Genomic DNA, 24,480 nt, shown 5'->3' on the forward strand with positions numbered 1-24,480 from the left:
GCCGTCATCTGTGCCAGCACATTCGCTCGCGACAGAACGGTCCATGACGACACGCTTCGCCATCCAACCCAAGGGCTCGCGCCTCTTAACTCGCATCTTCACGCGCCTCTCCTCGCGCACCCGGCTCGCGCTGGGTGCCGTGGCCATCGGCGTGGCCCTGGGGCTCCAGCTCGGCTGCAGCACACTCGACGAGAAGCAGCGCTCATGGATCTTCCAGCCCAGCGACCGCACCTGGGCGGGCGGGTTGGCTGCCGCCGAAGGCATGGAAGACGTCTGGGTCAGCTTCTCGCCCCAGGCGCCAAGCCTCGGCACCCATGAGCCCGTCAAGCTGCACGGTCTGTGGCTGCCGCAGGCCGATGCCGAGGCGCCCGTGCTGCTTTACCTTCACGGTGCCCGCTTCGATGTGCGCGGCAGCGCCCCCCGCATGCGGCGCATGCACGAACTGGGCTTCTCGGTGCTGGGCATCGACTACCGCGGATTCGGGCGCAGCAGCGCTGGCCTGCCCTCGGAGGCGATGGCCGTCGAGGATGCCCGCGCCGCCTGGGATTGGCTCGCCAAGCAGCACCCGCAGTCGCGCCGCTACATCTTCGGCCACTCGCTGGGGGGCGCCATCGCGGTGCAACTCGCGTCAGAGGTCGGCGATGAATCGGGGTTGATCGTCGAGGGCAGCTTCACCTCCATCCCCGACGTGGTGAGCACCTTCCGCTGGGGCTGGTTGCCGGTCTCGCCCTTGATCACACAGCGCTTCGACTCAGCCTCGCGGATCGCTGACGTCGGCTCGCCGGTGCTGATCGTTCATGGCAGCAACGATTCGCTCATTCCACCGGCGCTTGGACAGGGCCTCTACGAGCGCGCGCGCGAGCCCAAGCGCTTCGTGCTCGTCGAAGGCGGTTCACACCACAACACCAATTCGGTCGGGCAATCGCAGTACCGCCACGCCATGGGCGAGCTGTTCGGGCTGCCGGCCACGCCCTGAGGCTGAGGCCGCGAGCTCAGTTGCGCGGCGCTGAGGCAGGCGCGGCGGTGGCTTCGGGCGCTGGCATGTCGCTGATCTCGGCGATGCGGATCTCGCCGCCTTCGAGGGTGAGGCGCACCAATTCGAGCTTTTCGGTGCTGTTGGAGCGGCGCATTGCATCAACGCGCTCGACCCGGCGGCACGCCATGCGCAGCGTCTGCGACAAGGCCTCGGGCCGGCCCTCGCTGCAGGCCCGCTCGCTCTGGTAGCGGTGAGACGCCATCACCACGCGGGTGACGGCATCCATGTAGGCCGCCTGCCCCACTTCGTTGCGGCCGCGCTTGTCCAGTTGCATCGACTTGAAGTTCATGGCCAGAAGGCGCCCTGCCGACGCCATGTCGCGCTCGTTCACCGCGCCGTCGAAGCGGCGCAAGGTTTCGAGCGCACCTTCGGTCGTGAGCTCGGCCGCCTTGACCGCTTCCCACTTGGCAGATGGCGCCTTGGCCTCGCAGGGCCGATCTTGAAAGCTCACCTTGCCGGCCGCGTTGGTGCAGGTCCAGGCGGCCGTGGCGCTGAACGGCAGGCACGAGGCCAGCACGGTCGCAAGCGTCAGGGCGATGCGAAGCGGGGAGCGGGACGGGTGCATGGTGCGGGGCGTGGGGCGCGGGTTAGCGGCTGCAGGTGAGGCGCTTGCCTTCGCCACGGTTGATGACCAGGCGTTGTGCCGCCAGTTCTTCGACGGCGAAGCTGTTGGACTGCCCCTCGTCGCTGAACACGAGCGTGCTCGCCGTGAGCTTGTAGTAGCCGCGGATCGGGTCGCCATCGGCGTGTCCGGCATAGGTGCCCTCCGGCGCGAAGCTCAGATCAAGGCCACGCCCCGTCAGCGGGCCCTTGCAGTGCCAGCCGCCGCCGTACAGGAGCGTTTCAGGCGACGGCGCGACCGAGGCGGCTTCGACAGCCACGGGCTCGACGACGGGTGCGACCGCCGCCGTAGCGACCGGCATTGCAAGCTTGGCATCGGGGTTTGACTTCGCAGGGGCAGCAGGTGACTTCATGAGCCACCAGCCTGCGATCAGCAGCACGGCGGCGGCGCCCACCAGCAACAGCTTGCGCCTGCGGCCGGTGATCTCGTCGGCGGCGGCGTCGTCGTCCAGCGCCTCGACGGGCGGCAGCGCGCGCTGGCGCAACTCGTCGTCGTAGGCGGCGCGGCGGCGTTCGCTGGACAGAACGCGATGCGCTTCTTTCACGGCCAGGCGCCGCGCCTCGTCTGCTTTCGTCGATGCGGCCGACAAGGCATCGAACGCCGCCTGGATCTCGGCAGGCGTCGCCTCGGGTTTCACACCCAGGATCTCGTACAGGGTCTTCTTGCGGGACGCTTCTGTCATGGGCTCCATCCTGTGGAGCCCCGAGTCTAGGTTTGGATCGCTGCACGGCGTTGCCGGCCGTGCAGCGATTGCGCACCGTTCATCCGGCCGCCGGCAGCAGGGCGCGCAGCGCCGCCTCGTCGATCACCTCGATGCCGAGTTCTCGCGCTTTGTCGAGCTTGCTGCCGGCCTCGTCACCGGCCACCACGTAGGTCGTCTTCTTCGACACCGAACCCGACACCTTGCCGCCTGCGGCTTCGATCATGTCCTTGGCTTCGTCGCGCGAGAGCGCGGGCAGCGTGCCGGTCAACACGAAGGTCTTGCCCGCCAGCGGCTTCGGCGCCAGGTCGCCAGCGCCCTCCGACTCCTGCCACGACACGCCCACGGCCTTGAGTCGCTCGACCACCTCGCGGTTGTGCGGCTGTTGGAAGAAGGTATGGATGCTTTCGGCAACGATCGGCCCGACGTCGGGCACCTCGAGCAACTGCTCGACGCTCGCACCCATGATGAGATCGAGCTTGCCGAAGTGCTTGGCCAGATCCTTGGCCGTGGTCTCGCCCACCTGCCGGATGCCCAGCGAGAAGAGAAAGCGCGCGAGCGTCGTCTTCTTGCTCTGCTCCAGCCCCGCGAGCAGGTTCTGTGCACTCTTCTCGCCCATGCGTTCCAGCGCCGTCAGCTTGGCAAGCCCGAGGGTGTAGAGCTCGGGCAGCGTGCGCACGAGGCCCGCGTCGATCAGCTGATCGACCAGCTTGTCGCCCAGGCCCTCGATGTCCATCATGCGGCGCCCGGCAAAGTGCAGGATCGCCTGCTTGCGCTGCGCGGGGCAGAAGAGACCACCGCTGCAGCGCCAGTCGGCGCCACCCTCCTCGCGTGCGATGTCGCTGCCGCACACGGGGCATTTGCCGCCGAGGCGCTTGTAGAGATCGAATGGCTCGCCCACGTCGGCCGGCCGCTTCTCCAGCACCACGGCGACCACCTCGGGGATCACGTCACCGGCGCGTCGCACGATCACTGTGTCGCCGATGCGAACGTCCTTGCGGCGGGTTTCGTCTTCGTTGTGCAACGTGGCGTTGCTGACCGTCGTGCCACCCACGAACACCGGCTCCAGCTTCGCCACCGGCGTGAGTTTGCCGGTGCGGCCGACCTGGATGTCGATGTCTCGCACAATCGTCATCTGCTCCTGCGCCGGGTACTTGTGCGCCACCGCCCAACGCGGCTCGCGCGACACGAAGCCGAGCTTCTTCTGCAAGTCCCGCGAGTTGACTTTGTAGACGATGCCGTCGATGTCGAAGGGCAGGCTGTCGCGCTTGTCGCGAATCTTCTGGTGGAAGGCGACCAAGCCCTCGGCCCCCTGCACCACCACGCGGTCCGTGTCCACAGGCAGGCTGAAACCTTGCAATGCATCGAGCATGGCGCTGTGCGTGGGCGGCACCTCCCAGCCCTGCACATCGCCGAGACCATAGGCGAAGAAGCTGAGCGGCTTCTTGGCAGCAGCGGCCGAATCAAGCTGGCGCACGGCACCGGCCGCGGCATTGCGCGGGTTGACGAAGGTCTTCTCGTTCTTCGCGCCACCCGCGATCAACTCGCGCTGCCGCTCGTTGAGCTTCTCGAACTGGTCGCGGCTCATGTAGACCTCGCCGCGCACCTCAAGCACCGGCGCATCCACTCCAATGAGTCGCAGCGGGATCTGCCCGATCGTGCGGATGTTGTGGGTGACGTCTTCGCCCTTCTCGCCATCGCCACGCGTGGCCGCCTGCACGAGCACGCCGTGTTCGTAGCGCAGGTTGATGGCAAGCCCGTCGAACTTGAGTTCCGCCGCGTATTCCACCGGCGGATCGGCGTCAGTCAACTTGAGTTCGCGGCGCACGCGTGCGTCGAAGGCCACAGCCCCACTGGATTCGGTGTCGGTCTCTGTGCGAATGCTCAGCATCGGCACGGTATGGAAGACCGGCGTCAGCCCATCGAGCACCTGCCCGATGACCCGCTGGGTGGGCGAATCGGGGGTGAGAAGTTCGGGGTGCTCGGCTTCCATCGCCTGCAGCTCCTGGAACAGGCGGTCGTACTCGGCGTCCGGGATCTCCGGATCGTCGAGCACGTAGTAGCGGTGCGCGTGGTGGTTGAGCTTCGCGCGCAACTCGGCGGCGCGCGCTTCAGGGCTGGGGGCGGAGGACGGCGGCATGCGCCAAGTTTAGGCGTCCGCCTCTCCTCGCAAGCACATCAGAAGATGAGCCAGAGCAGCAGGATGACGGGGATGGGTACGCCGATGGCCCAGAGAAGAATCGTTTTCATGGCAGGACTCCAAAGTCTCGATAAGGAGCCCCGAGCGTAGGGAACGCCACGGCCTGCAGATACCGGACGGCGCGCGGCATCAGCGCCACCGAAGCCCGCGCTTGCGTGTCGGAGCGCTCCGACACGGCACGACGCTCGCAGCCGCCTGTCAGCTGAACAGCCGGCGGGCCACCATCGAGCCGGCGGCGATGTCGCGCGACTCCAGCGCTTCGTAGAGCTTGCCCAGTTCGCCACCGATGGAGGCGAAGCCTTGCGCGCTGAGCAGCTGGCCGTTGTCGTCGACGATGGAAGCATCCATGCCGAGCGACAAGGCCTGGGCGCTCGCCTGCCAGGCCGAGAACGGCTCGGCAGACGCCGCCGTCTGCGGCACATCGAAGCTGAGCATCACATCGCGCACGGCGGCACGGTTCGGGTCGTCGGCGAGTGCAGCTTGAGAATCGAAGGTCAGGGTGAGCACCGGTGGCGCGCCCTCTTCATGCGATGGGAGCACCAGCCGGCCGGGCACCATGCCCTGCACGAAACCATGGCGTGCAGCGTGCTGCTGGATGTAGCCCACGCTCCACGCCGCAGCGCGCGCCTGCAGGTGAACCGCCAGTTGCGCATCGCATTCGCTGGCGAAGGCGTCGAGCTCCTTGGCGCGCGAGGCAGCGTCGAGCATGTCCGGGAAGTCCGCCATCGCACCGATGGCTTCGGCGAAGGGCTCGATCTTCTGCACGAACTCGGAGTACTCGATCTGGTTCATCGGCCCGGTGCGGTTGGCGAGTTGCACGCCGATCTGAAGTTCACCGTACTGCTGACCGGGCACGGGCGCTTCCCACTCGCCCGTCTGGGCGTTCAGCCCTTCGATGAGAAACGGCTTGCTGCCGGCGCGCCGGCTGGGCGGCTGATGCGCGAGCACCATGTCACCACTCACCGGGGCGTCGAGCGACAACGTGGCGATGGCGTCGATGAGCGCATCCACGCGCTGCACGGGCCGGCGCGGCAGGGGAACGGCGAGGGTTGGCTCCTCGCGATCCGAGACGCCTGCCGAACGCTCAGCGCGCACGGTGTCGCCGGCGATCGGGGCACCGGCATCCGGCTCGCCCGGCGCATCGCCCAGCACCGGTTCGCGTACCTCTCTCGGCTCACGCGCATCCGCAGGAGCGGCCTCGGGCTTCTTCGGGCCAGCCTTGCGGGCCTGCCAGGCACCATGCGCCACGACACCGGCGAGAACCAGCCCCCCGAGGCAGGCCAGTGCGATGCTGAGACTGTTCATCTGGCCGCCCTGTGTCGCCTGCGGATCAGGCCGCTTCGGCCATGCCGACGGCCGATTCCATGTCGACCGCCACGATGCGCGACACGCCCTGCTCCTGCATGGTCACGCCGATCAGTTGCTCGGCCATCTCCATCGCGATCTTGTTGTGGCTGATGAACAGGAACTGCGTGCCCTTGCTCATTTCGCGCACCAGCTTGGCGTAGCGCTCGGTGTTGGCGTCGTCCAGCGGCGCGTCCACTTCGTCCAGCAGGCAGAACGGGGCCGGGTTCAACTGGAAGATCGCAAACACCAGCGCGATCGCGGTGAGCGCCTTCTCGCCACCCGAGAGCAGGTGAATCGTGCTGTTCTTCTTGCCCGGCGGCTGGGCCATCACCTGCACGCCGGCGTCCAGGATTTCGTCGCCCGTCATCACGAGCTTGGCCTGGCCGCCGCCGAAGAGGCTGGGGAACATGCGACCGAAGTGGTCGTTGACCTGGTTGAAGGTATTGCCCAGCAGGTCGCGCGTCTCCAGGTCGATCTTGTGGATGGCGCCTTCGAGCGTGGTGATGGCTTCGTTGAGGTCGGCGTTCTGCGCGTCAAGGAAGGTCTTGCGCTCGCGCGACGAGGTGAGCTCATCGAGCGCCGCCAGATTGACCGCACCCAACGCATTGATCTCGCGGTTGATGCGGTCAATCTCGCCTTGCAGGCCATAGAGCTTCACGTTGTTGTCGGCGATGTTCTGCGCGAGCGCTTCGAGATCGACGCTGGCCGCCGTGAGCTGGTCCATGAACTGCGCACCGCCGAGCTGCGCGGCCTGCTCTTCGAGCTGCAGCTTGGTGATGCGGTCACGCAGCGGCTGCAGACTCTGCTCGTGCTGCAGGCGCTGCTCGTCGGCCCTGCGCAGGCGCAGGGTGAGATCGTCGTACTCGCTGCGCTTGGCGCCGAGCGCCGATTCGCGCTCCAGCTTGACGGAAAGTGCCGCTTCGAGCCCTGCCTGGGCCGATGCGTCGGTCAGGCGAGTCAGTTCTTCCTGCAGCTGCACCGCCGATTGCTCGTTGGACGCCACCTGCTGCGTAGCCGTCTCGATGCTGCGCTGCAGCTCGTTGCGCCGCGCCGCTAGGGAGCGTGACGAGAACTGTGCCTCTTGCGCCTGGCGCTCCAGCGAACGCAACTGTTCGCGCGCCTCGGAGAGCTTGCGTTCGGCCGAAATGACGGCCTCTTCGAGCTCGGCGTGGCGCTCCTGTGTGTTGGCGAGCTGCATGTCCAGCTCCTCGAACTTGGCTTCGCCGGTGGCGCGGCGCTCGTTCAACTCTTCGAGCTGGCCATCGACCTCGGCGAGTTCGCCATCCAGTTGGCCCCGGCGCGTGCTGGTCTGCTCGGCCTGCTGCGACAGGCGCAACAGCTCCACGTGCAGTTGGTGGGCGCGGGTCTGCGTTTCGCCCGCTTCACGGCGCGCGATCACCAGGCGCTGCGACGCATCGGTGTAGGCCGCTTCGGCGCGCACCAGGCCACTCTTGGAGTCTTCGGCGATCAGCGCCTGCGCCTTGAGTTGCCGCTCCAGGTTCTCGATCTCCTGCGCGCGGGCCAGCATGCCAGCCTGCTCGGAATCGGGTGCGTAGAAGGCCACCGCGAACTGGCTGACCGCGTGGCCTTCGCGGGTCATGATGACTTCGCCGTGCGTGAGCTTGCTGCGCTCGGCCAGTGCTTCATCGATGCTCGTGGCGGTGTACACACCCTCCAGCCAGTCGTTCAGCAGCGCCTTCAAACCGGCGTCGCCCAGGCGCAGCAAGTCACTCAGGCGCGGCAGCGTCTGGTGCGTATTGGTCAGAGCGGCCTGCGGCGGTGTGTAGAAAGCGAGCTTGGCCGGCGGCGCATCGACGGCAAAGGCGCGGACCATCTCGATGCGGCCCACCTCCAGCGCGTTGATGCGCTCACGCAGCGCCGATTCGAGCGCGGTCTCCCACCCGGTCTCGATATGAATCTTGGTCCACAAGCCTTGCAGGCCTTCGAGGCCATGCTTGGCGAGCCAGGGCTTGAGCTTGCCTTCGGTCTGCACCTTCTCTTGCAAGGCACGCAGCGCTTCGAGGCGCGCGCTCAGGTCGGACTGCCTGGCCGTTTCGGTGTTGACCAGTTCCTGCTTGCCGCGGCGGTCGTCATCGAGCACAGGCACCTGTTCACTCAACTCGTGCAGGCGTTCGTCGGCCACCGCCTGGGCCTCGTCGGCCACGGCGGTCTGCTGCTTGAGCTCTTCGAGCCGCACCATGTCGGGCGTGGCGAGCTGGCGGCGCTCGCCATCGAGACGCTCACGCCGCGCGTTGAGCTGGCGGCTCTGGTCTTCGATATTGCGGCTCTCTGCTGCCAGCACCTGGATCTGCTGCTGCACGCTGGCGACCGAGGTGCGCTGCTCATTGGCGCGGTTCTGCGCCGCACGCACCGCGTCTTCGGTGTTGGGCAGGTTGCCGGCTTGCTCTTCCGCCTGCGCGGCGAGGATCTCGCTCTGCTCGTCGGCCCCGGCGATCTGCTCTGCGATGTGTTCCAGCTCGGCCTGTCCTTCGGCCTGCCTTTCGCCCCACTGCTCGTTCTGCGCCTTGATTTCGACCAGGCGTTGCTCGACACGCTGGCGGCCTTCGACCACGTAGCGGATGCGCTCTTCCAGGCGGCTCACTTCGAGCGAGGCTTCGGCCAGCGAACCCTGCGCGGTGTGCAACTCGTCGCTTGCGGCGTAGTGCGCCTGGCGGATGGTCTCCAACTCGGCCTCGCCATGGCGCAACTCGGCCATGCGCGCTTCGAGCGCATTGGTGGCCTCGAGCACCTCTTTCTTGACCCGCTCCTGCTCGCTCGCCGCGTCTCGGTGCTTGAGGAACCACAACTGGTGCAGCTTGAGCGTGCCGCTCTCCTGCAGGCCGCGGTATTGCGCGGCCACCTCGGCCTGCTTCTCCAGCTTCTCGAGGTTGGCGTTGAGTTCGCGCAGGATGTCTTCGACGCGGGTGAGGTTCTCGCGCGTGTCCTTCAACCGGTTCTCGGTTTCTCGGCGGCGCTCCTTGTACTTCGAGACACCGGCGGCTTCTTCGAGGAAGAGGCGCAACTCTTCAGGCTTGGATTCGATGATCCGGCTGATCGTGCCCTGGCCGATGATGGCGTAGGCACGGGGGCCCAGGCCGGTGCCGAGAAAGACGTCTTGCACGTCACGGCGGCGCACCGGCTGGTTGTTGATGAAGTAGCTGCTGGTGCCGTCGCGCGTGAGGGTGCGCTTGACCGCGATCTCGGTGAACTGGTTCCACTGGCCACCCGCGCGAGCGGTGCTGTTGTCGAACACCAGCTCCACGCTGGCGCGGCTCGCACCCTTGCGGTTGCCCGAGCCGGCAAAGATGACGTCCTGCATCGACTCGCCGCGCAACTCGCTGGCCTTGGATTCACCGAGCACCCAGCGCACGGCGTCCATGATGTTCGACTTGCCGCACCCGTTGGGGCCGACGACGCCGACGAGCTGACCCGGGAGCTGGAAATTCGTGGGCTCGGCAAATGACTTGAAGCCCGAAAGCTTGATGGAGTTCAGACGCATGGAGAGAGCGGCCCACGGCACACGCCCGCAGAACACAGGGCGCAACTAAGTACTTGATTTATTTGAGAAATATCGGGTTTCCCCGAGCTTTCAGCGAGGCGCGATGATACCATCGCCCCCTCGCGCAGACGCCCTATCTGAAACCTCTCGAAACCGATCCCCATGGCCAAGATGTCCGCCAAAGTGCCCGCCCCCAAGCTGCCCCTGAAGCAGCGCGAAAAACCGGCCAAACCGCCCACCGCACCGAGCAAGCAGCTCGACGTGTTCCCGAACCCGAGCCCGAAGCGCGACTACGTGATCCAGTTCCAGGTACCCGAGTTCACCTGCAACTGCCCGCTGACCGGCCAGCCCGACTTTGCGCACTTCACCATCGACATGGTGGCCGACAAGTTGTGCATCGAGCTCAAGAGCCTGAAGCTCTACTTCTGGAGCTACCGCAACGAGGGCGCGTTCCACGAAAAAGTGACCAACACCATCCTCGACGACATCGTCAAAGCCATCGACCCGCGCTTTGCTCGGGTCACGGCCAAGTGGTACGTGCGCGGCGGCATCTACACGAACGTGGTGGCCGAGCACCGCAAGAAGGGCTGGAAGCCGCAGCCGGTGATCGACATGCCGGCCCACGGCCACGCGACCGGCCTGCTCTGACTGAGTTCGGCCCGCTGAATTCCTGCTGAGCGCCATCAAGACCCGCCACGCCACCGGGACACCCGGCACGGGGCACCATCCGTTGTCGTGCACGCCCCCCAAGGAGAACCCTCATGGCAACAACGCGAAACATCGCCCTGCTGATCGGCAGCCTGCGCAAGGAATCCATCAACCGCAAGATGGCCAACGCGGTGGTGGCCGCAGCGCCGGCCAACTTGAAGTTCACGATCATCGAGATCGGCGACCTGCCGCACTTCAACCAGGATTGGGAGAACGACCCGCCCAAGGTGGTGAGCGACTTCAAGGCAAGCATTGCGGCGTCTGATGCGGTGCTGTTCGTCACGCCCGAGTACAACCGCTCGATCCCGGGCGTGCTGAAGAACGCGATCGACGTCGGGTCCCGGCCCTATGGCAAGAACTCGTGGAGCGGCAAGCCGACGGCCGTGATCACCGTCTCGCCCGGCGCCATCGGAGGTTTCGGCGCCAACCACCACTTGCGCCAGGCGTTCGTTTCCCAAAACGTGCCGGTGATGCCGTTCGAGGCCTACATCGGCAACGGCAACACGCTGTTCGACGACGGCGGCAAGCTGGTGAAGGACGATACGCGCGAGTTCATCGGCAAGTTCCTGGCCCAGTTCGAGAAGTGGATCGATAGCAACGCGCCACGCTGAGGCGCGCGACTGGAGCGTCCGCGGGCCAGGGTGGGGGCCGATAATCCGCCGCCATGAACCCGCTGCTGTCCAAGCTCCACCCCTACCCCTTCGAGCGCCTGGCGGCGCTGACCAAGAGCATCACGCCGAACCCGGCCTACAAGCCGATCAGCCTCGGTATCGGCGAACCCAAGCACGCCACGCCCAAGCTGGTGCTCGAAGCCATCACCCAGGGCTTTGGCGCGCTGGCGGGTTACCCTGGCACGGCCGGTGAACCCGCCCTGCGGCAAGCCTGCGCGGCATGGCTGAAACGCCGCTACGACGTGAGCGTCGACCCGATGACGCAAGTGCTCTCGGTGAACGGCTCGCGCGAGGCGCTGTTCGCTCTGGCTCAGACCGTGATCGACCCGACGCGCCCCGGCGCGACCGTCGTCTGCCCGAACCCGTTCTATCAAATCTATGAAGGCGCCGCGCTGCTTGCAGGCGCCACGCCGTACTACGTCAACAGCGTGCCGGAGCGCAACTTTGGCGTCGACTGGGCCTCGGTACCTGAAGAGGTGTGGGCGCGCACGCAGCTCGTCTACGTCTGCTCGCCCGGCAACCCAACCGGCGCGGTGATGCCGCTCGACGAGTGGAAGCTGCTGTTCGAGCTGAGCGAGCGACACGGCTTCGTGATCGCCTCCGACGAGTGCTACTCCGAGATCTACTTCCGCGACGAACCGCCGCTCGGCGGGCTGCAGGCCGCCAGGCTGCTGGGCCGCGAATTCCGCAATCTGATCGTGCTGACGAGCCTCTCGAAGCGCTCCAACGTGCCAGGCATGCGCTCGGGCTTCGTCGCAGGCGACGCGGATCTGCTCAAGCAGTTCTTGCTGTACCGCACCTACCACGGCAGCGCGATGAGCGGCACCTTCCAGCGCGCAAGCATCGCGGCCTGGAATGACGAAACACACGTGATCGACAACCGCGAGAAGTACCGCCGCAAGTTCGCGCAGGTCACGCCGGTTCTCGCCGAAGCGCTCGACGTGGCGCTGCCGGATGCAAGTTTTTACCTCTGGGCGGGTGTCCCCGGGGGTGACGACGTCGACTTCGCCCTGAAACTGCTGGCTCAATACAATGTTGTGGTCCTTCCGGGCAGCCTTCTGGCGCGCCACGCCCATGGCATCAACCCCGGCGCCGGGCGAATCCGGCTGGCCCTGGTGGCCGAAGTCGACGAATGCCTGGAGGCGGCGCAACGCATCGTCTCCTTTGTCAAATCGCTCTGATCCGCAATCGCTGTAGAACCCCATGACCCAACAACTGCAAACCCTGATCGACGTCGCGTGGGAAGACCGCGCCAACATCTCCGCGCAAAACGCCAGCAAGGAAACGCGCGAGGCCGTCGAACACGTGATCAATGAGCTGAATTCCGGTCGCATCCGCGTCGCAGAACGCCAGGGCGTGGGTCAGTGGACGGTCAACCAATGGATGAAGAAGGCGGTTCTGCTGTCCTTCCGCCTGAACGACAACGCACTGATGCACGCTGGCGAGTTGGCCTTCTTCGACAAGGTGAAGACCAAGTTCTCGAACCTCGACGAAGCCAAGGTGCGTGAAGCCGGCGTGCGCATCGTGCCGCCTGCCGTGGCTCGCCACGGTTCGTTCATCGCCAAGGGCGCAGTGCTGATGCCCAGCTACGTGAACATCGGCGCCTATGTCGATGAAGGCACCATGGTCGACACCTGGTCCACCGTGGGCTCGTGCGCCCAGATCGGCAAGAACGTGCATCTGTCTGGTGGCGTGGGCATCGGCGGCGTGCTGGAGCCGCTGCAAGCCAACCCGACCATCATCGAAGACAACTGCTTCATCGGCGCCCGCTCGGAAGTGGCCGAGGGCGTGATCGTCGAAGAGAACTCGGTCATCTCGATGGGGGTGTACCTGGGCCAGAGCACCAAGATCTTCGATCGCGCAACAGGCGAGGTCATCTACGGCCGCGTGCCGTCGGGCTCGGTCGTGGTGGCAGGCAACATGCCCAGCAGCGACGGCAGCCACAGCCTGTACTGCGCCGTGATCGTCAAGCGCGTGGACGCCAAGACCCGCAGCAAGACCAGCATCAACGAACTGCTGCGCAGCTGATCTGACACACCACCTTCCCCTTCTTCTTGATCGATCCATGGGCCTGAAAGGACATCCATGAACACCACGACGAACGGCGCAGCCTCCGCGGGCAGCGGCGGCAACATGGAACGCGTTCTTCGGCTGATGGCCGAAAAGGGCGCGTCCGACGTCTACCTGTCGGCGGCCACGCCGATCCTGATCAAGATCAACGGGCAGATCCTCCAGCTCTCGGATCAACCGCTGTCCGCCGCACAGCCCCGCCAGCTGCTGGCCGAACTGCTCACGCCGAGCCAGCTCGAAGACCTGGAAGACACCGGCGAACTCAACGTCGGCATCGGCATCACGGGCGTTGGCAGCTTCCGCTTGAGCGCGTTTCGGCAACGCGGTTCGATCGCTGCAGTGTTTCGCTGCATTCCACACGACATCCCGGCGCTGGGCAGCCTGAATCTCCCGCAGATCCTCAACACGCTCGTACTCGAGAAGCGCGGTTTGATTCTGCTGGTGGGCGCCACCGGCACGGGCAAGAGCACCACGCTCGCATCGATGCTGGAGCAGCGCAACCAGCAGCTCGCTGGGCACATCCTCACGATCGAAGACCCGATCGAGTTCATCTTCCACAACAAGCGCTCGATGGTGAACCAGCGCGAAGTGGGCCGCGATACGCAGTCACTTCAGATTGCGCTGAAAAACGCACTGCGCCAGGCGCCGGATTGCATCTACATCGGCGAAATCCGCGACCGCGAAACCATGACGATGGCGATTTCGTATTCGCTGTCGGGCCACCTGGTCGTGTCGACCCTGCACGCCAACAACAGCTACCACGCGCTCGGCCGGATCCTGTCGTTCTACTCGCCCGAGTCGCGCCCTGCTCTGCTGGCCGACTTGGCGGCGGGGCTGCGCGCCATCGTCTCGCAGCGCTTGGTGCGTTCCACGGCCGGCGGGCGCCGCCCGGCGGTCGAGGTCATGCTCAACACCAAGCTCGTGTCCGAGTTGATCGAGCAGGGTGATTTCAACGGCGTGAAAGAAGCCATGGAGAAGTCGCTTGCCGAGGGCTCGCAGACCTTCGAAGCCGACCTGGCTCGCCTGATCGGCGAAGGCGTGATCACCCGTGACGAAGGCCTGGCCTACGCCGACTCGCCCACCAACCTGATGTGGCGCCTGCAGAACGACATGGAGCCTGTGTCGCGCCTGCAACCCAAGCGCGAAGAGGTCGATGACCAGCCGACCTTCACCGAGATCACGCTCGACGTGCCCGGCGACGACGGCCGCAACAGCGGATTCCGCGCCACGCGCTTCTGATGTCGCTTGTGTTGTCGTCCGCCCTCTCGCTCACTGAACAACTGATCGCACGACGCTCGGTCACACCCGAGGACGACGGCTGCCAGGAGTTGATCGCCGTCCGCCTGAAGCCACTCGGCTTCGAATGCGAAGCACTTGCCTTCGGGCCGGACGACTTTCGGGTGACCAACCTGTGGGCCGTGAGGCGCGGCCGGCCGGGCAGCAAGCTGCTCGTCTTCGCAGGCCACACCGACGTCGTGCCGACCGGGCCGCTGGCCCAGTGGTCCAGCGACCCGTTCGTACCGACACATCGCAACGGCCAACTCTATGGCCGCGGTGCCGCCGACATGAAGACCTCGATCGCGGCGATGGTCGTGGCCATCGAGGAGTTCGTGGCGCGGCATGGCGAGCGGTGCGGTGGCATCGCGCTGCTGATCACGAGCGATGAAGAAGGCCCTTCGGTGGACGGCACCGTCAAGGTCTGCGAAACGCTCAAGTCGCGCGGCGAGAAACTTGATTACTGCATCGTCGGTGAGCCGACCTCGGTGAACCGCCTCGGCGACATGATCAAGAACGGCCGCCGCGGCTCGCTCTCGGGCAAGCTCACGGTGAAAGGCGTGCAAGGCCACATCGCCTACCCGCAACTGGCCCGCAACCCGATCCACCTCGCAGCGCCCGCCCTCGCCGAGTTGGCTGCCATCGAGTGGGACCGCGGCAATGAGTACTTCCCGCCGACGAGCTGGCAGATGTCGAACATCCACGGCGGCACCGGCGCAAGCAACGTCATCCCGGGCGAGCTGGTGGTCGACTTCAACTTCCGCTTCTCGACCGAGCAGACGGTCGACACGCTGAAAGCGCAGGTCCACGCCCTGCTCGACCGCCACGGCCTGGAGTACAACCTGGCGTGGTCGCTGAGCGGCGAGCCGTTCATCACGCCACGCGGTGCCTTGGTCGAATCCCTAGAGGCGGCGATTCGCAGCGAGACCGGCGTGTCGACCGAACTCTCGACCACAGGCGGCACGTCGGATGGCCGCTTCATCAGCAAGATCTGCGGGCAGGTCGTCGAGTTCGGACCGCTCAACGAGAGCATTCACAAGATCGACGAGCATGTGCGGGTAGACGACATCGAGCCGCTCAAGAACATTTACCGCAAGACTCTGGAAGGTTTGCTCTTATGAACGACTTCAAGACTTCAGAGCGAGCCCGAGCACCGGGCCGCCCCAGGCCGGGCGAGCCCCTCTCGGAGGGTCGTTCGGCGTTTGCGCCGAACGGGGAGTTGTCATGACGCTCATCGACTGCATCACCGCACAAGCTGCCCGCCTCAAACAGGCGGGCGTTTCATTTGGGCACGGCACGACCAACGCCTTCGACGAAGCCGCATGGCTGGTGCTGTGGTCGCTGGGCATACCGCTCGATGAATTGGAGCCGCACGCCAAACGCGCACTGAGCGATGCCGAGCTGGCAAAGATCGAAGCTGTCGTCACCGAACGCATCGACAGCCGCCGCCCCGCCGCCTACATCACCAAGGAGGCGTGGCTGCAGAACGTGCCCTTCTACATCGACGAGCGCAGCATCGTGCCGCGCTCCTTCATCGCCGAACTGCTGGCCGATGGTGAAGGCGAAGGCACGCTGGATTCGTGGCTCTCCGATCACACGCAACGGGTTCTCGACCTGTGCACCGGCAACGGCAGCCTGGCGGTCATCGCTGCGATGGCCTACCCCGAGGTGACGGTTGAGGCGGCCGACATCTCCGACGATGCGCTGGCGATCGCCAAGATCAACGTCGAGAAGCACAAGCTCGCCAAGCGCATCACGCTGCACAAGAGCGACCTCTTGAGCGATCTGACCGGCCCTTACGACCTGATCGTCTGCAACCCGCCCTACGTCAACGAGACGAGCATGGGCGAGCTGCCACAGGAGTACCGCCACGAACCGCGTCTGGCCCTTGCCGGTGGCGACGACGGCATGGACGTCGTGCGCCGCATCCTGAAAGATGCCCCTTCACGCCTGAGCGACATCGGCGTGGTGGTGCTGGAGATCGGCAACGAGCGCGCGCACTTCGAGCATGCTTTCCGCAAACTTGAAGTGGTGTGGCTGGAGACGAGTGCGGGCAGCGACCAGGTGCTGCTGGTGACGAGGGATGCGCTCGCGCGTTGGGTGGCGAAGGCTTGAGCGGGGCTTCGATACCTCAGCCTGAGCGGCTCGAGTGTGTTTGAGGGATCAACGGGAACACACACCTCCGCCCGCTCTGGCTGAGGTATCGAAGCCCGGTTGTCCTGCCCCTCACACCTTCGCGAGCGCCTGCTCGAAATCCGCCTGCAGATCGGCGTAGTCCTCGATCCCCACAGAGATCCGCACCAGCGACTCGCTGATCCCCATCTTCTGGCGCTTCTCCAGACCCATCTCCCAGAAGATGGTTTGGGCGACAGGAATGGCGAGCGTGCGGTTGTCCCCCAGGTGGCTCGACTTGATGACCAGTTCGAGCGCGTCGAGCATGGCCAAGGTGTCGTGACCGTCCTTCAGCTCGAAGCTCATCAGCGTGCCGAAGGCTTTGAACCGACGCTTGGAATCTTCGTGCTGGGCGTGGCTCTCCAGGCCGGGGTAATGCACCGCGGCCACCTTCGGATGCCGCTCCAGCCAGGTCGTCAGCTTGAGGGCGTTGTCGCAACCGCGGTCCATACGCAGCGCCAGCGTCTCGGCCCCGGTGGCGATGCGGTGCGCCGCCTCGGCGCCCAGCGTGGCGCCGAAGTCGCGCAGGCCCTTCTTGCGGATCTGCAAGAGGCCCCACGTCTTGGGTGCGCCCTTCTTGTACGGCGCCTGTATGTTGGGAAAGGTGGTCCAGTCGAAAAGCCCGGTGTCGGTGATGGCGCCGCCCAGCGCGTTCCCGTGGCCACTGATCGATTTGGACAGCGAATTCATCACCAGCCCCGCCTTCACCGATGACGGGCGAAAGAGGTACGGCGTGGTCATGGTGTTGTCGATCACGTAGAGAATGCCGCGCTGCGCACACAAGTTGCCGATACCTTCGAGGTCGGCCACCTGGGTCCGCGGGTTGGCGATCGTTTCTGCGAAGACAATACGCGTTTGCGGCGTGATGGCCTGGGCGACCTGGTTCACATCGGTGGCGTCGACCAGCGTCACCTTGCAGCCCAGCGTTTCGAGGGTCTGCATCAGGCTCGCGGTGTTGCCGAAGAGGTACTGGCTCGACACGATGTGATCGCCCTGCTTCAGCAACGCGATGAGCATCGAGCCGATGGCACCCATGCCTGTTGCGAAGCTCACGGTCCCCACGCCGCCTTCGAGCATGGTGATCTTGGCTTCCATGGCCTGCGTGGTGGGGTTGCCCTGGCGGGCGTAGACGTGGCCGTTGCGCTCGCCCTGGAATACGGCGGTCAGGTCGGCCGCCGTCTCGTAGCCGAAAGCTGCCGAGGTGTGCAGGGGTTTGTGGGTGGCGCCGTGCTCCACGCCGGCCAGGCGGTCGGCATGGAGAAGTTGTGTGGTGAGGCCGCGGCTCATGTCAGGTCTCGAATGAATTGGATTGAAGCAGTCTCAGCATGATAGTCATCAAGAACGTCACCCTGCGCCGCGGCACGAAGATCGTGCTGCAGGACGCAAGCGTCACCCTGCAACCGGGCGAGAAGATCGGCCTCGTGGGTCGCAACGGAGCGGGCAAGTCGTCGCTCTTCTCCCTGCTGACGCATCGGCTGCAGTCGGATTCCGGCGATGTGAGCATCCCGCCGCGCTGGCGTGTGGGTGAAGTGGCGCAGAACATGCCCGAAACGGAACAGGGCGCGACCGATTTCGTGCTCGAAGGCGACACCCGCCTGATGGAGGCCCAGGCCGCGCTCGTCGTTGCCGAGGCCGCCGACGACGGACACGCCATGGCCGAGGCCCACCACGAGATCGCCGAGGCGGGCGGCTTCGAAGCCCGCCCCAAGGCACAGGCACTCCTGATGGGCCTGGGCTTTCGCCTCGACCAGCTCGATGACCCGGTGAACAGCTTCTCGGGCGGCTGGCGCATGCGCCTGCAACTCGCCCGCGCGCTGATGTGCCCGGCCGACCTGATGCTGCTCGACGAACCCACCAACCACTTGGACCTGGACGCGCTCGTCTGGCTCGAAGCCTGGCTGCAAAAGTACGAAGGCACGATGTTCGTGATCAGCCATGACCGCGAGTTCCTCGACGCGATCACCAAGGTCACGCTGCACCTCGACGAGACACGCCTCACCCGCTACACCGGCAACTACACCGCCTTCGAAGAGATGCGCGCCGAGCGCCTCCTGCAGGCCCAGGCCAATTTCGCCAAGCAGCAGGAGCGCATGGCGCACCTGCAGAAGTTCATCGACCGCTTCAAGGCCAAGGCCAGCAAGGCCAAGCAGGCGCAGAGCCGCGTGAAGGCGCTCGCCCGCATGGAAAAGCTCGGCCCGGTGCTGACCAGCAGCGACTTCCAGTTCGAGTTCCGCGAACCGCAGAGCCTGCCCAACCCAATGCTCGCGTTCTCGATGATGAACTGCGGCTACAACGGCACGGCCATCGTCAAGGACATCAACCGTTCGGTGCTCGCCGGTCAGCGCATCGGCATCCTCGGCGCCAACGGTCAGGGCAAGTCGACGCTGGTGAAGACCATCGCGAAGGAGATCCCGCTCATCTCGGGCGAAGTCACCGAAGGCAAGGGCCTGTCGATCGGCTACTTCGCCCAACAGGAGCTCGACGTGCTCTCGCTCGACGATGGCCCGCTGATGCACATGGTGCGGCTCGCGCGCGACGTGGGCCCCTCCGGCCGCGAACAGGAGCTGCGCGATTTCCTGGGCTCGTTCCGCTTCGTGGGCGACATGGTCCAGCAGGCAGTCGGCACGCTCTCGGGCGGCGAGAAGGCGCGCCTGGTGCTGGCGATGCTGGTGTGGCAGCGCCCCAACCTGCTGCTGCTCGACGAGCCAACCAACCACCTGGACCTCACCACCCGCGAGGCGCTTTCGATGGCGCTCAACGAGTTCGAGGGCACGGTGATGCTGGTGAGCCATGACCGCGCCCTGCTGCGAGAGGTGTGCGATGAGTTCTGGCTGGTGACCGAGGGCACCGTGAAACCCTTCGACGGCGACCTCGACGACTATCAGAAGTGGCTGCTCGAAACCTCACGCGAGATGGCGCGCGCGGCCAAGGAAGGTGCCTCAGCCAAGTTCAAGGAGAAGAAGGCCGCCGCGGCCGCACCTGCGCCCGCCACCTCGGCCAAGCGCGACGACCGCAAGACCTCCGGCCAGGCACGCCAGAAGATTGCCGAGCAGACCAAGCCTCTGCGGCGCGAACTCGACACGCTGGAGAAGCGCATCGCCGCGCTGAACCAGGAGAAAGGCAATATCGAAGCCGCCTCTGCGCGATCGGACATCACGCCAGCGCAGCGCGTCGAGCAAGGCAAGCGGCTGAAACAGATCGGCGATGAAGTCGATCAAGCCGAAGGCCGCTGGCTCGAACTGACAACGCAGATCGACGAACTGACCGCAGGCTGAGACTTGCGCGCGGCCTTCGGCGCTACCCTTTGTGGAGCATCAGCCTCGGAGCGCCTGCGCGACCGCGTGGTACGCCGGCAAGGCGACTGGGTCGTTGAGCCCGTTGGCCGCGCCCGGGTGCGACGCAAACCTTGCGATCACCACTTCGGCCGCCGGGTCTACGTAGATCGCCTGCCCGTGGATGCCGCGGGCCATGAACGCGCCATGCGGGTTGTGCGAGACCCACCACATGCTGCGGTAGCTCCAGCCGTCGAGGATGGGAAAGCCCGCACGCGCGCACTCGCCCGCTTGCCCGCCCCGGCGGATGTCGGCCACCACCTGCGCCGGGATCACCTGCCGGCCGTTGAACGTGCCCTCGCAGCGCATGGCTTCACCAACGCGCGCCATGTCGCGCAGCGCGAGGCTGAGGCCGCCGCCCGCAAACTCGGTGCCCCAGGCATCGATGGTGAAGTAGGCGTCGAACTCCATGCCCAGCGGTGCCCACAGCCGCTCGTGCAGTAGCTGCGACAGGCTCACGCCGCTCACCCGCTTGAGCACCCACGCCAGCACATCGGTATTGGCGGTCTTATAAGCAAAGGCCTTGCCGTGCTCGCCCTGCTTGCGCACGCCGATTAGAAAGTCGGTGAGCGAGGCGGCATCGCCCGGCTCGCGCGGCGACAGGCCCGCTGCGCGGCCCATGCGGATCGCACCGGCGTTGGGGTCGAGGTAGTCCTCGGAGTAGTCGATGGCGGTCTGCATGTCGAGCACCTGGCGCAAGGTGGCGTCGCCGAAGCCGCTGCCGGTCAACTCGGGCACGTAGTGATCCACGCGCTTGCCTTCGTCGATCGCGCCCTCGGCGATCAGCATCGCAGCCACGGTTGCCACGAAGGACTTCGTGACCGACATGGCCAGATGCGGCCGGTGCGCAGCCAGGGCACCGAAGTAGCGCTCGTCCACGATGCGGCCCTTGTGGAGCACGACCACGCCGTCGCTCCAGGTAGCCTTGAGCCCCTGTTCCCAGCCCATGGCGGCGCTGCCCGCGATGGGCGTGAACCGAACGCCGTCAAGGCTGTGCTGGGCCCGGGGCAGCAGCGACGCCGGTGCATCCCCGCGCCAGACCTCGCTGGTTGGCTGAAAGTGCCGCTGGTTACTGAACGACCACCTGATCTGCGGAAAGCGGTGGCGGCTGTTGTCGGCGAACAAGATGCGGCGCTCGGGCTGCGGGGGCGCCCCGCTCATCCAGCCCATGCGCTGCGGGTCGGTGGCGTCGGCATCCGGGTATTGCGCGCTGAACGCGGCTGCAGCCTTCGCGGCGGCCAGGGCAGCGTCACTGTAGGGAGCGGGTTGAGCGGGGGTCATTCGAGGTCTCCGTTTGGCTTCACCCCACCATAGCCCGAGCCGTGAGACCCCACCAACCCGGTACAACCCTGCGGCGCGCGCGGCTTTTATATTGCACACAATTTAATTGTTCAGCATTCACTAGACTTCACCCCATGCCATCGACGACCACGCGCACCGAAGGCCAGACCGACTGGCTGCAGCTCGACCGCCAGTTGTGCTTCGCGCTGTATTCCAGCTCGCTTGCCATGACCAAGCTGTACAAGCCGCTGCTCACGCCGCTTGGGCTCACCTATCCGCAATATCTGGCTCTGCTGGTGCTGTGGGAGCGCGACGGCCTCGCAGTGGGCGAGCTCGGCGAGCGGCTGTTTCTCGACTCCGGCACGCTCACGCCACTGCTCAAGCGCATGGAGGCGGCCGGCTGGATCCGACGCGAGCGCGCCGCCGAAGACGAACGCCGCGTGCGGGTGAGCCTCACGCCCGAAGGGCGCGCGCTGCGCCAGAAGGCACGCCGCGTGCCCCTCCAACTGGCCGAGGCCACGCGCTGCGATGCGCGCGAACTCGCCAGCCTCGTACAACGCCTGCAGGAGCTGCGCACGCAGTTGCTGGGCGCTGCGGACGATGCGGCCACACCGCCGCATTGATCGATCCTCGTTCCCACAACACCACTGAATGGAGCTTCACATGGCACTCGACAAAGTTCTCTACACCGCCACCGCCACCGCCACGGGCGGCCGCACCGGCACGGCGTCGTCGTCCGACGGCGCACTCAAGGTCGATCTCAGCACGCCCAAGGAATTGGGCGGCGCGGGCGGTTCGGGCACCAACCCCGAGCAGCTGTTTGCAGCCGGCTACTCGGCCTGCTTCATCGGCGCGATGAAGGCCGTCGCCGCAGGCCAGAAGATTAAGCTGCCCGACGACGTGTCGATCACGTCCGACGTAGGCATCGGCCCGATCCCGGCTGGCTTCGGCATTCAAGTGGCGATGAAGATCACCATCCCTGGCTTCGAGAAGGCGCAGGCCGAGGCGCTGGTCGCTGCGGCCCACAAGGTGTGCCCGTATTCGAACGCCACCCGCGGCAACATCGACGTCACGCTGACGGTGGTCTGAGCTCCGCCAGGATCGAGAGCATCAACTCGATCCGCGCCTTGACCGGCGTGAGTTCTCCGGCCGACGGCAAGGTGTCGCCGGCCTTCTCGAACACCTGCCCATCCAGGCAACGGCTGCTGCGAAGCACCCGCACGCCGCGGCCCTGCGCCTCTTGCAGGGCCGCTTCGAGTTCTTGGTGGACTGTGCCGCCGCCGGTGGTAGCGACCACCAGACCCTGCACGCCTGCGGCCTGCAATGCGCGCACTGCCGCGCCGCCTGCTCCGGCATGGCTGCCGACGATCTCGACGTACGGCCACGCCTTCTCGTCTTCAGGCAGAGCCTGCACACCGAGCGCGCCACCCTGCGGCCAAACACGCCATTGGCGCACCTGCCCTTCTACGATCACGCCCAGCGGCCCCGCCTCGCCGGAATTGAAGGCATCCAGCCGGTAGGTGTGAGCCTTGCGCACGGCGTGGGGGGAGTGGATGGTCCCTGCGACAACCACGACGGCGCCGCTCACCCCCGCATGCGCCGCCACACGAACCGCGTCGAGCAGGTTCTGCGGGCCATCGGCTTGCAACGACGTGGCCGGGCGCATCGCGGCCGTCAGCACCAGGGGCTTGGCCGGTGCCAGCACGCGTTGCAGGAAGTACGCGGTCTCCTCCAACGTGTCGGTGCCGTGCGTCACGACCACGCCAGCCACCTCGGGCCGCGCCAAGTGGTGCGCCGCGCGCAGCGCCAATGCGCACCACACGGCAAACCCCATGTCCTTGCTGTCGATCTGCGCCACCTGCTCGCACTCGACTGCCAGGCGAGCCAACTCGGGAACGGCGGCCACCAGCTGATCGACACCGATCTGCGCCGCCGTGTAGCCAAGGTTGTCAGCAGCCACGCTCGACGTGCCGGCGATGGTGCCGCCGGTGCCCAGGACCACGATCAGGTGTGCGTCTTTTTGCATTTTTTGATAAGCTGGATGAAAATACAGCCACTGGATGGAAATTCAGTTGTACACCACAGCCGCAGCGCCCACCCCGTATCCACAAGGATCGCCATGTACGAAGCGCCCAAACTCACCGATCGCCAGCAGCAGATTCTCGACCTGGTGCAAAGCGCCATCGAGCGCACCGGCGCACCACCCACCCGCGCCGAGATCGCTGCAGAACTCGGGTTTCGCTCCGCCAACGCGGCCGAAGAACACTTGCAGGCCCTCGCCCGCAAAGGCGTGATCGAGCTCGTGGGCGGCACCTCGCGAGGCATCCGTTTGAAGTCTGACACATTGCGTGCGCTCAACGAGAGTCGCGGCAAGCAGTTCAGCCTGCCCTTGCCCAGCCTGTCGCAACTCACGCTGCCGCTGGTCGGGCGCGTAGCGGCCGGCAGCCCGATCCTCGCGCAGGAGCACATCGACCAGACCTACCTCATGGAGGCCAGCATGTTCCCGCGCCGTCCCGACTACCTGCTCAAGGTCAAGGGCATGAGCATGCGCGACGCCGGCATCATGGACGGCGACCTGCTCGCCGTGCAGAAGGCCAAGGACGCCAAGAACGGCCAGATCGTCGTGGCGCGGCTGGGTGATGAGGTGACCGTGAAGCGCTTCAAGCGCACACGCACCAGCATCGAGCTGCTGCCCGAGAACCCTGACTTCCAACCCATCGTCATCCCGTTCGGCGATGTCGACTTCGAGCTCGAAGGCCTGGCCGTGGGTTTGATTCGCAACAACATGCTGATGTGAGGCGCTCATGGTGTCGAGCAAATCGATCCGACCGATCAAGTCGCCCAAGGCTCACAGCGCCGAAGAGTGCGAACGCCTGGAGCAACTGCCCAACATCGGCCCGGCCTTGGCCGAGGACCTGCGCCTGATCGGCATTGCCCACCCGCAGCAACTGCGTGGCAAAGATGCCTTCGTGCTGTACCAGAAGCTGTGCGACGTCACGGGCCAGCGCCATGACCCCTGCGTGCTGGACACCTTCATGGCAGCCACCGACTTCATGAGCGGCGCTGCCCCCGCCCCGTGGTGGACGTACACCGCCCAGCGCAAGGCGCTGTTCGGGCAGGTCTGATCGCGGTCATCAAGGCAGGCAGGCAGGCATGCTCCGCATCCGCGCCACCGGGTCTTTCGAGGTCAAGCTCACCCCGCAAGCCACGGTTCACTCGGGCGAGGGCCTGGGCCGCATGTCTCTCGACAAGACGTTCAGCGGCGATCTACAAGGCACGGGCCGGGGTGAAATGCTCTCCGCGATGACCGCTGTGACCGGGTCCGCCGCTTATGTCGCGCTCGAATTCGTGGCCGGCAACCTGCACGGCAGGCGGGGGAGCTTCGTCCTCCAACACACCGGTGTGATGGACCGCGGTGCGCCACAGCTTGTCGTCACGGTGGTGCCAGATTCGGGCACCGGCGAACTCACGGGGCTGTCCGGCAGGCTGGCCATTGACATCGTCGACGGCCAGCATCTCTACACCTTCGACTACACGCTGCCGGAAGCGCCCTGAGCGCCCCGCTGG

Annotated in this window: 22 protein-coding genes; 14 read left to right on the forward strand and 8 right to left on the reverse strand. The window is 65.9% G+C overall.

What is annotated here, in order from left to right; all coding sequences use genetic code 11:
- Positions 1-43 precede the first annotated feature (43 nt).
- Entirely contained in the window at positions 44-976 is a 933-nt protein-coding gene (locus tag AC1KAR_RS01590; protein WP_480314038.1) for an alpha/beta hydrolase, read from the forward strand.
- A gap of 16 nt (positions 977-992) precedes the next feature.
- Here AC1KAR_RS01590 and AC1KAR_RS01595 read toward each other — a convergent pair whose 3' ends face one another.
- From AC1KAR_RS01595 to smc, 5 genes are all read right to left on the reverse strand, one after another.
- Entirely contained in the window at positions 993-1,601 is a 609-nt protein-coding gene (locus AC1KAR_RS01595; RefSeq protein WP_480314040.1) for a DUF4124 domain-containing protein, read from the reverse strand.
- Between the two features lie 22 nt (positions 1,602-1,623).
- Positions 1,624-2,340, reverse strand: a complete 717-nt coding sequence (locus AC1KAR_RS01600) for a J domain-containing protein (protein ID WP_480314042.1) — start codon at positions 2,338-2,340, stop codon at positions 1,624-1,626.
- 79 nt (positions 2,341-2,419) lie between these two features.
- The gene (ligA, locus tag AC1KAR_RS01605; RefSeq protein WP_480314044.1) at positions 2,420-4,498 is read right to left on the reverse strand and encodes an NAD-dependent DNA ligase LigA; all 2,079 of its coding nucleotides are present in this window, start codon (positions 4,496-4,498) and stop codon (positions 2,420-2,422) included.
- Between the two features lie 258 nt (positions 4,499-4,756).
- The gene (locus tag AC1KAR_RS01610; RefSeq protein ID WP_480314046.1) at positions 4,757-5,863 is read right to left on the reverse strand and encodes a cell division protein FtsZ; all 1,107 of its coding nucleotides are present in this window, start codon (positions 5,861-5,863) and stop codon (positions 4,757-4,759) included.
- 25 nt (positions 5,864-5,888) lie between these two features.
- Positions 5,889-9,404 carry a chromosome segregation protein SMC gene (smc, locus tag AC1KAR_RS01615; protein ID WP_480314048.1) on the reverse strand — a complete coding sequence of 1,172 codons (3,516 nt, stop codon included), beginning with the start codon at positions 9,402-9,404 and terminating at the stop codon, positions 5,889-5,891.
- A 171-nt stretch (positions 9,405-9,575) separates the two neighbouring features.
- Between smc and queF the strand changes: the two genes are divergently transcribed.
- The 7 genes from queF to prmB all read left to right on the forward strand — a co-directional run bounded on the left by queF (position 9,576) and on the right by prmB (position 16,243).
- Positions 9,576-10,052 carry a preQ(1) synthase gene (gene queF / locus AC1KAR_RS01620; RefSeq protein WP_480317717.1) on the forward strand — a complete coding sequence of 159 codons (477 nt, stop codon included), beginning with the start codon at positions 9,576-9,578 and terminating at the stop codon, positions 10,050-10,052.
- Between the two features lie 113 nt (positions 10,053-10,165).
- A complete protein-coding gene (locus AC1KAR_RS01625) occupies positions 10,166-10,723 on the forward strand; it encodes an NADPH-dependent FMN reductase (RefSeq protein WP_480314050.1) in 558 nt (185 codons plus the stop codon).
- 53 nt (positions 10,724-10,776) lie between these two features.
- Positions 10,777-11,964 (forward strand): succinyldiaminopimelate transaminase, encoded by a 1,188-nt coding sequence (dapC, locus tag AC1KAR_RS01630; RefSeq protein ID WP_480314052.1) that lies wholly within the window; start codon positions 10,777-10,779, stop codon positions 11,962-11,964.
- 22 nt (positions 11,965-11,986) lie between these two features.
- Positions 11,987-12,811 (forward strand): 2,3,4,5-tetrahydropyridine-2,6-dicarboxylate N-succinyltransferase, encoded by an 825-nt coding sequence (dapD, locus tag AC1KAR_RS01635; RefSeq protein WP_480314054.1) that lies wholly within the window; start codon positions 11,987-11,989, stop codon positions 12,809-12,811.
- A gap of 57 nt (positions 12,812-12,868) precedes the next feature.
- Entirely contained in the window at positions 12,869-14,092 is a 1,224-nt protein-coding gene (locus tag AC1KAR_RS01640; RefSeq protein WP_480314056.1) for a PilT/PilU family type 4a pilus ATPase, read from the forward strand.
- Positions 14,092-15,249, forward strand: coding sequence for a succinyl-diaminopimelate desuccinylase (gene dapE, locus AC1KAR_RS01645; protein WP_480314058.1), 1,158 nt, complete (start codon positions 14,092-14,094; stop codon positions 15,247-15,249). Before AC1KAR_RS01640 ends, dapE begins: the two co-directional genes overlap by 1 nt.
- A gap of 103 nt (positions 15,250-15,352) precedes the next feature.
- Positions 15,353-16,243 (forward strand): 50S ribosomal protein L3 N(5)-glutamine methyltransferase, encoded by an 891-nt coding sequence (gene prmB, locus AC1KAR_RS01650; RefSeq protein WP_480314060.1) that lies wholly within the window; start codon positions 15,353-15,355, stop codon positions 16,241-16,243.
- 111 nt (positions 16,244-16,354) lie between these two features.
- Here prmB and AC1KAR_RS01655 read toward each other — a convergent pair whose 3' ends face one another.
- Positions 16,355-17,587: a cystathionine gamma-synthase family protein gene (locus tag AC1KAR_RS01655; protein WP_480314062.1), complete on the reverse strand. Its 1,233-nt coding sequence runs from the start codon at positions 17,585-17,587 to the stop codon at positions 16,355-16,357.
- A gap of 38 nt (positions 17,588-17,625) precedes the next feature.
- Here AC1KAR_RS01655 and AC1KAR_RS01660 point away from each other — a divergent pair, with 38 nt between their 5' ends.
- On the forward strand, positions 17,626-19,575 hold the full coding sequence (locus AC1KAR_RS01660; protein ID WP_480314064.1) for an ABC-F family ATP-binding cassette domain-containing protein: 1,950 nt from the start codon (positions 17,626-17,628) through the stop codon (positions 19,573-19,575).
- Positions 19,576-19,614: 39 nt separating this feature from the next.
- Here AC1KAR_RS01660 and AC1KAR_RS01665 read toward each other — a convergent pair whose 3' ends face one another.
- Complete coding sequence (locus tag AC1KAR_RS01665) at positions 19,615-20,913, reverse strand: serine hydrolase domain-containing protein (protein ID WP_480314066.1); 1,299 nt, start codon at positions 20,911-20,913, stop codon at positions 19,615-19,617.
- 134 nt (positions 20,914-21,047) lie between these two features.
- Here AC1KAR_RS01665 and AC1KAR_RS01670 point away from each other — a divergent pair, with 134 nt between their 5' ends.
- Together AC1KAR_RS01670 and AC1KAR_RS01675 are read left to right on the forward strand one after the other, a co-directional pair.
- Positions 21,048-21,536, forward strand: a complete 489-nt coding sequence (locus AC1KAR_RS01670; protein WP_480314068.1) for a MarR family winged helix-turn-helix transcriptional regulator — start codon at positions 21,048-21,050, stop codon at positions 21,534-21,536.
- Positions 21,537-21,576: 40 nt separating this feature from the next.
- Positions 21,577-22,002 (forward strand): organic hydroperoxide resistance protein, encoded by a 426-nt coding sequence (locus tag AC1KAR_RS01675; RefSeq protein WP_480314070.1) that lies wholly within the window; start codon positions 21,577-21,579, stop codon positions 22,000-22,002.
- Here the strand turns inward: AC1KAR_RS01675 and AC1KAR_RS01680 are convergent.
- Positions 21,983-22,939, reverse strand: a complete 957-nt coding sequence (locus tag AC1KAR_RS01680) for an asparaginase (RefSeq protein ID WP_480314072.1) — start codon at positions 22,937-22,939, stop codon at positions 21,983-21,985. The genes AC1KAR_RS01675 and AC1KAR_RS01680 overlap by 20 nt on opposite strands.
- Positions 22,940-23,032: 93 nt before the next feature.
- Here AC1KAR_RS01680 and lexA point away from each other — a divergent pair, with 93 nt between their 5' ends.
- Genes lexA through AC1KAR_RS01695 form a run of 3 tightly spaced genes read left to right on the forward strand, consistent with a single transcriptional unit; the run spans position 23,033 to position 24,468 of the window.
- Positions 23,033-23,710 (forward strand): transcriptional repressor LexA, encoded by a 678-nt coding sequence (gene lexA / locus AC1KAR_RS01685; protein ID WP_480314074.1) that lies wholly within the window; start codon positions 23,033-23,035, stop codon positions 23,708-23,710.
- A 7-nt stretch (positions 23,711-23,717) separates the two neighbouring features.
- Entirely contained in the window at positions 23,718-24,038 is a 321-nt protein-coding gene (locus AC1KAR_RS01690) for a helix-hairpin-helix domain-containing protein (RefSeq protein ID WP_480314076.1), read from the forward strand.
- Between the two features lie 28 nt (positions 24,039-24,066).
- Complete coding sequence (locus AC1KAR_RS01695; protein ID WP_480314078.1) at positions 24,067-24,468, forward strand: DUF3224 domain-containing protein; 402 nt, start codon at positions 24,067-24,069, stop codon at positions 24,466-24,468.
- Positions 24,469-24,480: the final 12 nt, after the last annotated feature.

The sequence above is a fragment of the Piscinibacter sp. PDB1-1 genome, from assembly GCF_056675995.1.

Coding starts and splice junctions, on each gene's coding strand:
- AC1KAR_RS01640 (WP_480314056.1), top strand. CDS start 12,869: ATGAACACCACGACGAACGGCGCAGCCTCCGCGGGCAGCGGCGGCAAC.
- dapD (WP_480314054.1), top strand. CDS start 11,987: ATGACCCAACAACTGCAAACCCTGATCGACGTCGCGTGGGAAGACCGC.
- AC1KAR_RS01665 (WP_480314066.1), bottom strand. CDS start 20,913: ATGACCCCCGCTCAACCCGCTCCCTACAGTGACGCTGCCCTGGCCGCC.
- AC1KAR_RS01680 (WP_480314072.1), bottom strand. CDS start 22,939: ATGCAAAAAGACGCACACCTGATCGTGGTCCTGGGCACCGGCGGCACC.
- dapC (WP_480314052.1), top strand. CDS start 10,777: ATGAACCCGCTGCTGTCCAAGCTCCACCCCTACCCCTTCGAGCGCCTG.
- lexA (WP_480314074.1), top strand. CDS start 23,033: ATGTACGAAGCGCCCAAACTCACCGATCGCCAGCAGCAGATTCTCGAC.
- AC1KAR_RS01610 (WP_480314046.1), bottom strand. CDS start 5,863: ATGAACAGTCTCAGCATCGCACTGGCCTGCCTCGGGGGGCTGGTTCTC.
- AC1KAR_RS01595 (WP_480314040.1), bottom strand. CDS start 1,601: ATGCACCCGTCCCGCTCCCCGCTTCGCATCGCCCTGACGCTTGCGACC.
- AC1KAR_RS01690 (WP_480314076.1), top strand. CDS start 23,718: ATGGTGTCGAGCAAATCGATCCGACCGATCAAGTCGCCCAAGGCTCAC.
- AC1KAR_RS01660 (WP_480314064.1), top strand. CDS start 17,626: ATGATAGTCATCAAGAACGTCACCCTGCGCCGCGGCACGAAGATCGTG.
- AC1KAR_RS01670 (WP_480314068.1), top strand. CDS start 21,048: ATGCCATCGACGACCACGCGCACCGAAGGCCAGACCGACTGGCTGCAG.
- AC1KAR_RS01675 (WP_480314070.1), top strand. CDS start 21,577: ATGGCACTCGACAAAGTTCTCTACACCGCCACCGCCACCGCCACGGGC.
- AC1KAR_RS01695 (WP_480314078.1), top strand. CDS start 24,067: ATGCTCCGCATCCGCGCCACCGGGTCTTTCGAGGTCAAGCTCACCCCG.
- AC1KAR_RS01600 (WP_480314042.1), bottom strand. CDS start 2,340: ATGACAGAAGCGTCCCGCAAGAAGACCCTGTACGAGATCCTGGGTGTG.
- ligA (WP_480314044.1), bottom strand. CDS start 4,498: ATGCCGCCGTCCTCCGCCCCCAGCCCTGAAGCGCGCGCCGCCGAGTTG.
- AC1KAR_RS01655 (WP_480314062.1), bottom strand. CDS start 17,587: ATGAGCCGCGGCCTCACCACACAACTTCTCCATGCCGACCGCCTGGCC.
- dapE (WP_480314058.1), top strand. CDS start 14,092: ATGTCGCTTGTGTTGTCGTCCGCCCTCTCGCTCACTGAACAACTGATC.
- prmB (WP_480314060.1), top strand. CDS start 15,353: ATGACGCTCATCGACTGCATCACCGCACAAGCTGCCCGCCTCAAACAG.
- AC1KAR_RS01590 (WP_480314038.1), top strand. CDS start 44: ATGACGACACGCTTCGCCATCCAACCCAAGGGCTCGCGCCTCTTAACT.
- queF (WP_480317717.1), top strand. CDS start 9,576: ATGTCCGCCAAAGTGCCCGCCCCCAAGCTGCCCCTGAAGCAGCGCGAA.
- smc (WP_480314048.1), bottom strand. CDS start 9,404: ATGCGTCTGAACTCCATCAAGCTTTCGGGCTTCAAGTCATTTGCCGAG.
- AC1KAR_RS01625 (WP_480314050.1), top strand. CDS start 10,166: ATGGCAACAACGCGAAACATCGCCCTGCTGATCGGCAGCCTGCGCAAG.